The following is an 8,575-nucleotide window of genomic DNA, read 5'->3' as shown; positions in this document are numbered from 1 at the left end:
GTGGAGCGGTAGTTCAGTTGGTTAGAATACCTGCCTGTCACGCAGGGGGTCGCGGGTTCGAGTCCCGTCCGTTCCGCCACCCTAATTAGGGGCGTAGTTCAATTGGTAGAGCACCGGTCTCCAAAACCGGGTGTTGGGAGTTCGAGTCTCTCCGCCCCTGCCAGAAAATAATCCTTAGCATTTGCTAAGGATTTTTTTTATCTATAGAACGCGCCTCCAGATACCGATCTCTTCCTTTAATGGCATCCTTGCCAACGTCATTTACACTTACTCTTCCAGTACCTCTACCTTTAGAAGATCTTTGATCAGCGCATGTTTATCGCTATTTTGCAGCCAAATAGCATACAACGGACGCGAAAGTGTTGCGCTGTCTGCAACGGTATGCAACTCGCCCTTTTCTTTGGCCCAACGCGTGGGTAACCAGGTGCAACCATTCAGAGCGTGAAGTTGCTGTCTGGCCAGTTCAGCAGAACTGGTGGTAAGTACCGGAATTTCATCGGCGGCTATTAATCCCACTTCATTCTGTTGAAAATCCGGCCCCCACTCCAGACGCAGATAATTGAGCGCCTCTTTCATCGTCGAAGGGCTGGTGCAATATAACGCCAGGGTGAAATATCCCAGTAACTGGCTGCTAAATTCATCCATTTTTGGGGCTTCTGTGGTGATAAGCAGATCAAGCTGGCGTTCATGTAACTGTTTTACCAGTGACTGACGCTGTGCGATGCGGGCCTCGAATTGCAGACCGTTCTGAGGCTCTTGTGACTGGTACAAGCGCCCTAACCAGCCGTTAAGCATACACTCCCACAGCGACGCACTGGCACCGATTGAAAACTCATTATGCCTTGATGTATGGGCGACCTCTTTACGTGCCGCCTGCCATGTATTCATCAGCGTTTCTGCATAAGGCAGAAGCTTCTCGCCGGCCGCCGTTAAGCGGATATTATTTCTGTGGCGGGTAAAAAGATTCACACCGAGTTGGTTTTCCAACTGTCTGATGCGAAAGCTAACCGCCGACTGAGTCAGGTAGAGCGCTTCCGCAGCCCGGCCAAAGTGGCGCGTTCGGCTAACTTCCAGGAAAGTTTTTAACAATTCCGTATCCACAGTGCTCTCCGCAAAATTATTTGTCGTTATGATTTAAATGTTTTGTTTTACACTCTGTCAAGCGTAACTAATACTCCGCGCCATAAATAGCTCGGCCAAAAGAATTAGGAGCGTGCAGGATGGCGGAAAGCTTTACGACGACTAATCGATATTTCGACAATAAATATTATCCACGCGGTTTCTCTCGTCATGGTGATTTCACCATCAAAGAGGCGCAACTGCTTGAACGTCATGGTTATGCCTTCAATGAGCTGGATCTGGGCAAACGTGAGCCGGTTACCGAAGAAGAGAGGCTCTTTGTTGCGGTATGTCGTGGTGAACGTGAGCCAGTGACCGAAGCGGAACGCGTCTGGTCTAAATACATGACGCGTATCAAGCGTCCAAAACGTTTCCACACCTTGTCCGGCGGTAAACCGCAGATGGAAGGTGCTGAGGACTACACAGAGTCTGATGACTAGTAAAAAAAGGGCCCCAGGCCCTTTTTTTATGTCAGTTGTTTCTGCAGGTGAGCAAGCAGTCGATCTATCGCCCGGTAGCTGACCGCTTCCTGCAAGTGTCGCCGTGAAATATGTTCGGCTTGCGCAAGGTCGGCAATGGTCCTTGAGACCTTTAATAAACGCTGCCAGGCCCGTATGGACAACCCAAGATGGATGAGTGTCTCCTCAAGCCACAGAGCATCTTCATCCGATAACGAACAGTGTTCGCGTATCTCCCTGTTTTGCAGGAGCGCATTCAGCTTGCCCTGGCGTTTATGCTGACGTTCCTGCGCGGCAATGACCCGCTGTTTAACCGTAAGGCTGTTTTCTCCTTTTACTCCGGGCTGGCTGAGTATCCCTGGCGGTGGCAAAGGGATTTCGAGAGAAAGATCAAAGCGGTCCAGAAAGGGCCCAGAGAGCCGACTGAGATAACGTAATGTCTGTTCTGGTGTACTCCGGTTATGGTTACCCTGATAGTGTCCTGTGGGACTGGGATTCATTGCAGCCACCAGTTGAAAGCGCGCAGGATAGGTGATCTTAGCGCGCGTGCGTGAAAGGTGGATCTGGCCAGACTCTATGGGTTCACGTAGGGCATCTAATGTTCGTCGTTCAAACTCAGGCAATTCATCAAGAAACAGTATGCCGTTGTGTGCCAACGAAATTTCGCCGGGTACGGGGATGGAACCTCCACCTACCATCGCGGTCAGGGATGCGCTGTGGTGCGGCGCGCGAAAAGGTCGCTGCTTCCACAGTTTTTGCACGCTGGTTGAGTTGACCAGGCTGAGGATGGCGGCGCTTTCCAGGGCCTCCTCATTACTCAACGCTGGTAACAGACCATTAAGGCGGCTGGCAAGCATCGTTTTCCCTGTACCCGGTGGGCCAACTAACAGCAGGTTATGCCCGCCTGCGGCGGTGATCTCAAGGCTGCGCTTTCCTTGCTCCTGACCAATAACATCGCTGAGATCGTCAGATGACGCGCAGGTCGTCCCGTCGCTAACTCCAGGATGGCTAAGATCATGCTTTCCTTCCAGGAATGCACAGACGTCTTGTAAATGATCGGCAATCAGACATCCTTCGCCATCAATCAGTCCAACCTCTTCTTCATTCTCTTTTGCCACGATAATGCCTCTTCCCGCTCGTATCGCTTCGGTTGCACTGGATATGGCACCGGGAACGCCGCGTAATGCGCCTGTAAGCGCTAATTCACCCACTAACTCATATTGGTCGAGTTTATGTGTTGTAAGCTGCTCAGATGCAACCAGAAGCGCCACAGCAATAGGTAAATCATATCGCCCGCCCTCTTTAGGAAGATCGGCAGGGGCAAGATTGATGGTGATTTTCTTTGCGGGAAAGTCATATCCGCTATTAATGATCGCGCTGCGTACCCGGTCGCGCGCCTCTTTGACGGTTGTTTCTGGTAACCCCACCAGTGTTAAACCGGGCAGACCGTTACTGATATGTACTTCGATGGTAATCGCCGGTGCATTCACCCCCAGCGCAGCGCGTGTATGAACAATTGACAGTGACATAATCCCTCCAGGTGCCACTATTATGTCTGAACTCTTCTCTGCAATATCATTGCAGAATGGCGTTTATTCGCTGTGGTTTCCGTACTTTTAATGCAATTTGTCTGAGCTTTCTGTTTTACTGGAAGGGGGCTCACAGTCAGTTTTCCCCTCTTCCCTGGCGCTTTGAAAAAGGGGTTTACTTCCGCCCCGGAAGTGAAATTTTTTCAATTCCTGGTTTTTGCATAAAAAACAATGGGTTTTCGCTAATCTGTTAGCTGAGTCAGAAAAATGAAAAGAAAAAAATCTTGTGCTATTGGCGAAATCTATGGTAACTCTTTAGGTATTCCTTCGAACAAGATGCAAGAATAGACAAAAATGACAGCCCTTCTACGAGTGATTAGCCTGGTCGTGATTAGCGTGGTGGTGATTATTATCCCATCGTGCGGGGCTGCACTTGGACGAGGAAAGGCTTAAAAATCAAGCCTTAACGAACTAAGACCCCCGCACCGAAAGGTCCGGGGGTTTTTTTTGACCTTAAAAACACAACAGAGGAGCAGAAAATGAATAACAGCATAAAATTCTGTTTCTTAAGATTTACGACGGGGAACTAACTATGAATGGAGCACAGTGGGTGGTACATGCGTTGCGTGCACAGGGTGTCGAGACAGTATTCGGCTATCCCGGTGGCGCAATTATGCCGGTCTACGATGCGTTGTACGACGGTGGCGTGGAACACCTGCTGTGCCGACACGAACAGGGAGCGGCGATCGCTGCCATCGGTTATGCCCGTTCCACCGGTAAAACCGGAGTCTGCATTGCCACCTCTGGTCCCGGGGCAACCAACCTGATCACCGGACTTGCAGATGCACTGTTAGATTCGGTCCCTGTTGTGGCGATCACCGGGCAGGTTGCTGCGCCGCTTATCGGTACCGATGCGTTTCAGGAAGTGGACGTATTGGGACTGTCCCTGGCCTGTACCAAGCACAGTTTTCTGGTGCAGTCGCTGGAAGAGCTGCCGCGCATCATGGCTGAGGCGTTTGAAGTCGCTAACTCTGGTCGTCCCGGCCCGGTTCTGGTGGATATCCCAAAAGATATCCAACTCGCCCGAGGGGAGTTGGAGCCGTACTTCACGACTGTCGAAAACGCGGCCGTTTTCCCTCACGCCGACGTTGAGCGGGCGCGAAAAATGCTGGCCCAGGCGCAAAAACCGATGCTGTACGTGGGAGGCGGTGTCGGGATGGCGCAGGCGGTTCCAGCGCTGCGCGAGTTTATTGCGGTAACGCAAATGCCGGTTGCCTGTACGCTGAAAGGATTGGGTGCTGTCGAGGCGGACTATCCCTACTATCAGGGGATGCTGGGCATGCATGGCACCAAAGCCGCGAACTTCGCCGTGCAGGAGTGTGATTTGCTGATTGCGGTAGGCGCTCGTTTTGATGACCGGGTGACCGGCAAACTGGATACCTTCGCGCCGCACGCCAGCGTGATTCATATGGATATCGACCCGGCTGAACTGAACAAACTGCGCCGGGCGCATGTCACCTTGCAGGGCGATTTGAATGCGTTGCTGCCAGCTCTGCAACAGACGCTCAACATCAATGAATGGCGTCAGCGTAATGCGGAACTGCGTACTGACCACACCTGGCGCTACGATCATCCAGGGGAAGCCATCTATGCGCCGCTGCTGTTGAAACAGCTGTCGGATCGTAAACCAGCCAACTGTGTGGTGACGACAGATGTCGGTCAGCATCAGATGTGGTCCGCGCAACATATGACGTACACTCGCCCGGAGAATTTCATCACCTCCAGCGGCTTAGGTACGATGGGCTTTGGTTTACCGGCTGCCGTTGGGGCGCAGGTTGCGCGACCGGACGACACCGTTATCTGTATCTCCGGTGACGGCTCCTTCATGATGAATGTTCAGGAGCTGGGCACCGTAAAACGTAAGCAGTTACCGTTGAAGATAGTCTTACTGGATAACCAACGGTTAGGTATGGTTCGACAATGGCAGCAGCTGTTTTTCCAGGAACGATATAGCGAAACCACCCTGACCGATAACCCCGATTTCCTCACGTTAGCCAGCGCCTTCGGCATCCCTGGCCAACACATCACCCGAAAAGACCAGGTTGAAGCGGCACTCGATACCCTGCTGAACAGCGACGGGCCATACCTGCTTCATGTCTCAATCGACGAACTTGAGAATGTCTGGCCACTGGTGCCGCCCGGCGCCAGCAATTCTGAAATGCTGGAGAAATTATCATGATGCAACATCAGGTCGCCGTAGAAGCTCGCTTTAATCCGGAAACACTGGAACGCGTATTACGTGTGGTACGCCATCGTGGTTTTCAGGTGTGCGCCATGAATATGGGCTCCGCTCGGGACGCGCAGAATATAAATATTGAATTGACCGTTGCCAGTCCGCTGTCGGTCGACTTACTGTTTAGTCAGTTAAGTAAGCTGGTCGATGTGGCACATGTTGCCATCTGCCAGAGCACAACCACATCACAACAAATCCGCGCGTAAGCGCAACAGGAAGAAGAAATGACGACGAAAAAAGCTGATTACATTTGGTTCAATGGCGAGATGGTTCGTTGGGAAGAGGCGAAAGTTCACGTGATGTCCCACGCGCTGCACTACGGTACGTCGGTATTTGAAGGCATCCGTTGCTATGACTCGCACAAAGGCCCGGTGGTGTTCCGTCATCGCGAACATATGCAGCGCCTGCATGATTCAGCCAAAATTTATCGTTTCCCGGTCTCCCAGAGTGTGGATGAGCTGATGGAAGCCTGCCGTGAGGTGATCCGTAAAAACAACCTGACCAGCGCCTATATTCGTCCACTGGTGTTTGTTGGCGATGTGGGGATGGGCGTGAATCCACCTCCGGGATATACCACTGACGTCATTATCGCCGCGTTCCCGTGGGGGGCGTACCTGGGGGCCGAAGCGCTGGAACAAGGGATCGATGCGATGGTTTCCTCGTGGAACCGTGCCGCGCCAAACACAATCCCGACGGCGGCAAAAGCGGGGGGGAACTACCTCTCGTCACTGCTGGTAGGTAGCGAAGCTCGTCGTCATGGCTATCAGGAAGGCATCGCGCTGGATGTGAATGGCTACATTTCTGAAGGTGCCGGTGAAAACCTGTTTGAAGTAAAAGACGGTGTGCTGTTTACCCCGCCATTTACCTCTTCCGCGCTGCCGGGGATCACCCGTGACGCTATCATCAAACTGGCGAAAGAACTGGGTATTGAAGTCCGCGAGCAGGTTCTGTCCCGCGAATCCCTGTATCTGGCGGATGAAGTGTTCATGTCCGGTACAGCGGCGGAAATCACCCCGGTTCGCAGCGTTGACGGCATCCAGGTAGGCGAAGGCCGCTGTGGACCTGTCACCAAACGCGTCCAGCAAGCTTTCTTCGGTCTGTTTACTGGCGAAACCGAGGACAAATGGGGCTGGTTGGATTCAGTAAACCAATAACAAAATTAATATTTCCCCCAAATAATTCACGTTGCAGGAAGGCGGCAACGCAGCGAGTTCCCAGGAGCTTACTTTAGTAAGTGACTGGGATGAGCGAGGCAGCCAACGCACCTGCGGCGTGAAGTATCGTGAAGTATATAGGGGGAAAGACAGACGGGAGTAAATAACGCATGCCTAAGTACCGTTCCGCCACCACTACTCATGGCCGCAATATGGCAGGAGCCCGCGCGCTGTGGCGCGCAACCGGAATGACCGATGCCGATTTCGGCAAACCGATCATTGCCGTCGTGAACTCATTCACCCAGTTTGTGCCAGGGCACGTGCATTTGCGCGATCTCGGTAAACTGGTCGCTGAACAGATTGAAGCATCGGGCGGCGTGGCTAAAGAGTTCAACACCATTGCCGTGGATGATGGTATCGCCATGGGCCACGGGGGCATGCTTTATTCACTGCCGTCGCGCGAACTGATCGCTGATTCGGTGGAGTACATGGTGAATGCCCATTGCGCCGATGCAATGGTCTGTATTTCCAACTGCGACAAAATCACCCCGGGGATGCTGATGGCCTCTCTGCGCCTGAACATTCCGGTGATCTTTGTTTCCGGCGGTCCGATGGAAGCCGGGAAGACCAAGCTTTCTGACAAAATCATCAAACTCGATCTGGTTGATGCCATGATTCAGGGAGCGGACCCGAAAGTCTCTGACGATCAGAGCAATCAGGTTGAACGCTCTGCCTGCCCGACCTGCGGCTCCTGTTCCGGGATGTTTACCGCGAACTCGATGAACTGCCTGACCGAAGCGCTGGGCCTGTCGCAGCCGGGTAACGGCTCGCTGCTGGCGACCCATGCCGACCGTAAGCAGTTGTTCCTCAATGCCGGTAAACGCATTGTTGAACTGACCAAACGTTACTACGAGCAGGATGACGCCTCTGCGCTACCGCGCAATATTGCCTGCAAGGCGGCGTTTGAAAATGCGATGACGCTGGATATCGCGATGGGCGGTTCCACCAATACTGTTCTGCACCTGCTGGCAGCGGCGCAGGAAGCGGAGATCGACTTCACGATGAGTGATATCGACAAGCTTTCCCGTAAAGTGCCGCAGTTGTGCAAAGTGGCGCCGAGTACGCAGAAATACCACATGGAAGATGTTCACCGTGCGGGCGGCGTGTTGGGGATTCTGGGCGAACTGGATCGTGCGAGCCTGTTGAACCGGGACGTGAAAAACGTGTTGGGGCTGACGCTGCCGCAAACCCTTGAGCAGTACGACATCACGGTGACGCAAGATGATGCTGTGAAGCAGATGTTCCGCGCGGGTCCGGCGGGTATTCGCACCACAGAAGCGTTCTCACAGGATTGCCGCTGGGACTCGCTGGATGACGATCGCGCCGAAGGCTGTATCCGTTCGCTGGAACACGCTTACAGCAAAGACGGTGGCCTGGCGGTACTTTACGGTAACTTCGCGGAAAATGGCTGCATTGTCAAAACCGCCGGCGTGGATGACAGCATTCTGAAATTCACTGGCCCGGCCAAAGTGTATGAAAGCCAGGATGAGGCGGTTGATGCGATCCTCGGCGGCAAAGTGGTGGCAGGCGACGTGGTCGTAATCCGCTACGAAGGGCCAAAAGGCGGGCCGGGGATGCAGGAAATGCTCTACCCGACGACTTTCCTTAAATCGATGGGCCTCGGCAAAGCGTGTGCGCTGGTCACCGACGGTCGTTTCTCTGGTGGCACCTCCGGCCTCTCCATTGGTCACGTTTCACCGGAAGCGGCCAGCGGCGGTAATATCGCGATCATTGAAGACGGCGACATGATTGCTATTGATATTCCAAACCGTGGCATTCAGCTGCAGTTGAGCGATGCGGAAATTGCTGCGCGTCGTGAAGCGCAGGAAGCACGCGGCGACAAAGCCTGGACACCGAAAGATCGTCAGCGCCAGGTGTCGTTTGCGCTGCGCGCCTATGCCAGCCTGGCGACCAGCGCAGATAAAGGCGCGGTACGCGATAAATCGAAACTGGGAGGCTGAT

Annotated in this window: 9 protein-coding genes and 2 tRNA genes; 9 read left to right on the top strand and 2 right to left on the bottom strand. The window is 53.4% G+C overall.

Translation table 11 applies throughout. The features are described 5' to 3' along the window. The first annotated feature begins 2 nt into the window (after positions 1-2). Positions 3-79: transfer RNA gene (locus OGY35_RS11845), tRNA-Asp, on the top strand. Positions 80-87: 8 nt separating this feature from the next. Further along, a tRNA-Trp gene (locus OGY35_RS11840) sits at positions 88-163 on the top strand. Positions 164-267: 104 nt separating this feature from the next. On the opposite strand, the gene hdfR is transcribed toward OGY35_RS11840, so the two are convergent. Then, positions 268-1,101, bottom strand: a complete 834-nt coding sequence (hdfR, locus tag OGY35_RS11835; RefSeq protein WP_152400871.1) for an HTH-type transcriptional regulator HdfR — start codon at positions 1,099-1,101, stop codon at positions 268-270. A 119-nt stretch (positions 1,102-1,220) separates the two neighbouring features. Here hdfR and maoP point away from each other — a divergent pair, with 119 nt between their 5' ends. Further along, positions 1,221-1,559: a macrodomain Ori organization protein MaoP gene (gene maoP / locus OGY35_RS11830; RefSeq protein WP_012131115.1), complete on the top strand. Its 339-nt coding sequence runs from the start codon at positions 1,221-1,223 to the stop codon at positions 1,557-1,559. Positions 1,560-1,585: 26 nt separating this feature from the next. On the opposite strand, the gene OGY35_RS11825 is transcribed toward maoP, so the two are convergent. Next, a complete protein-coding gene (locus OGY35_RS11825) occupies positions 1,586-3,106 on the bottom strand; it encodes a YifB family Mg chelatase-like AAA ATPase (protein WP_286632359.1) in 1,521 nt (506 codons plus the stop codon). A 354-nt stretch (positions 3,107-3,460) separates the two neighbouring features. On the opposite strand from OGY35_RS11825, the gene ilvL reads away from it, so the two are divergent. From ilvL to ilvD, 6 genes are all read left to right on the top strand, one after another. Beyond that, positions 3,461-3,559 (top strand): ilv operon leader peptide, encoded by a 99-nt coding sequence (ilvL, locus tag OGY35_RS11820; RefSeq protein ID WP_042326053.1) that lies wholly within the window; start codon positions 3,461-3,463, stop codon positions 3,557-3,559. 86 nt (positions 3,560-3,645) lie between these two features. After that, complete coding sequence (ilvX, locus tag OGY35_RS11815; protein ID WP_193388322.1) at positions 3,646-3,696, top strand: peptide IlvX; 51 nt, start codon at positions 3,646-3,648, stop codon at positions 3,694-3,696. A 2-nt stretch (positions 3,697-3,698) separates the two neighbouring features. Beyond that, the gene (gene ilvG, locus OGY35_RS11810) at positions 3,699-5,345 is read left to right on the top strand and encodes an acetolactate synthase 2 catalytic subunit (RefSeq protein ID WP_152400874.1); all 1,647 of its coding nucleotides are present in this window, start codon (positions 3,699-3,701) and stop codon (positions 5,343-5,345) included. Next, entirely contained in the window at positions 5,342-5,605 is a 264-nt protein-coding gene (ilvM, locus tag OGY35_RS11805) for an acetolactate synthase 2 small subunit (RefSeq protein ID WP_046492904.1), read from the top strand. The genes ilvG and ilvM overlap by 4 nt, the downstream gene beginning before the upstream one ends. 18 nt (positions 5,606-5,623) lie before the next feature. Further along, entirely contained in the window at positions 5,624-6,553 is a 930-nt protein-coding gene (ilvE, locus tag OGY35_RS11800) for a branched-chain-amino-acid transaminase (RefSeq protein ID WP_152400876.1), read from the top strand. Positions 6,554-6,723: 170 nt separating this feature from the next. Next, positions 6,724-8,574: a dihydroxy-acid dehydratase gene (ilvD, locus tag OGY35_RS11795; RefSeq protein WP_286632358.1), complete on the top strand. Its 1,851-nt coding sequence runs from the start codon at positions 6,724-6,726 to the stop codon at positions 8,572-8,574. Position 8,575: the final 1 nt, after the last annotated feature.

Source organism: Citrobacter sp. Ct235 (assembly GCF_030332305.1).
In the GTDB taxonomy this organism is placed as follows: domain Bacteria; phylum Pseudomonadota; class Gammaproteobacteria; order Enterobacterales; family Enterobacteriaceae; genus Citrobacter_A; species Citrobacter_A telavivensis.
The sequence above is the reverse complement of the archived record's forward strand: the minus strand, read 5'-3'. Positions and strand labels throughout refer to the sequence as shown.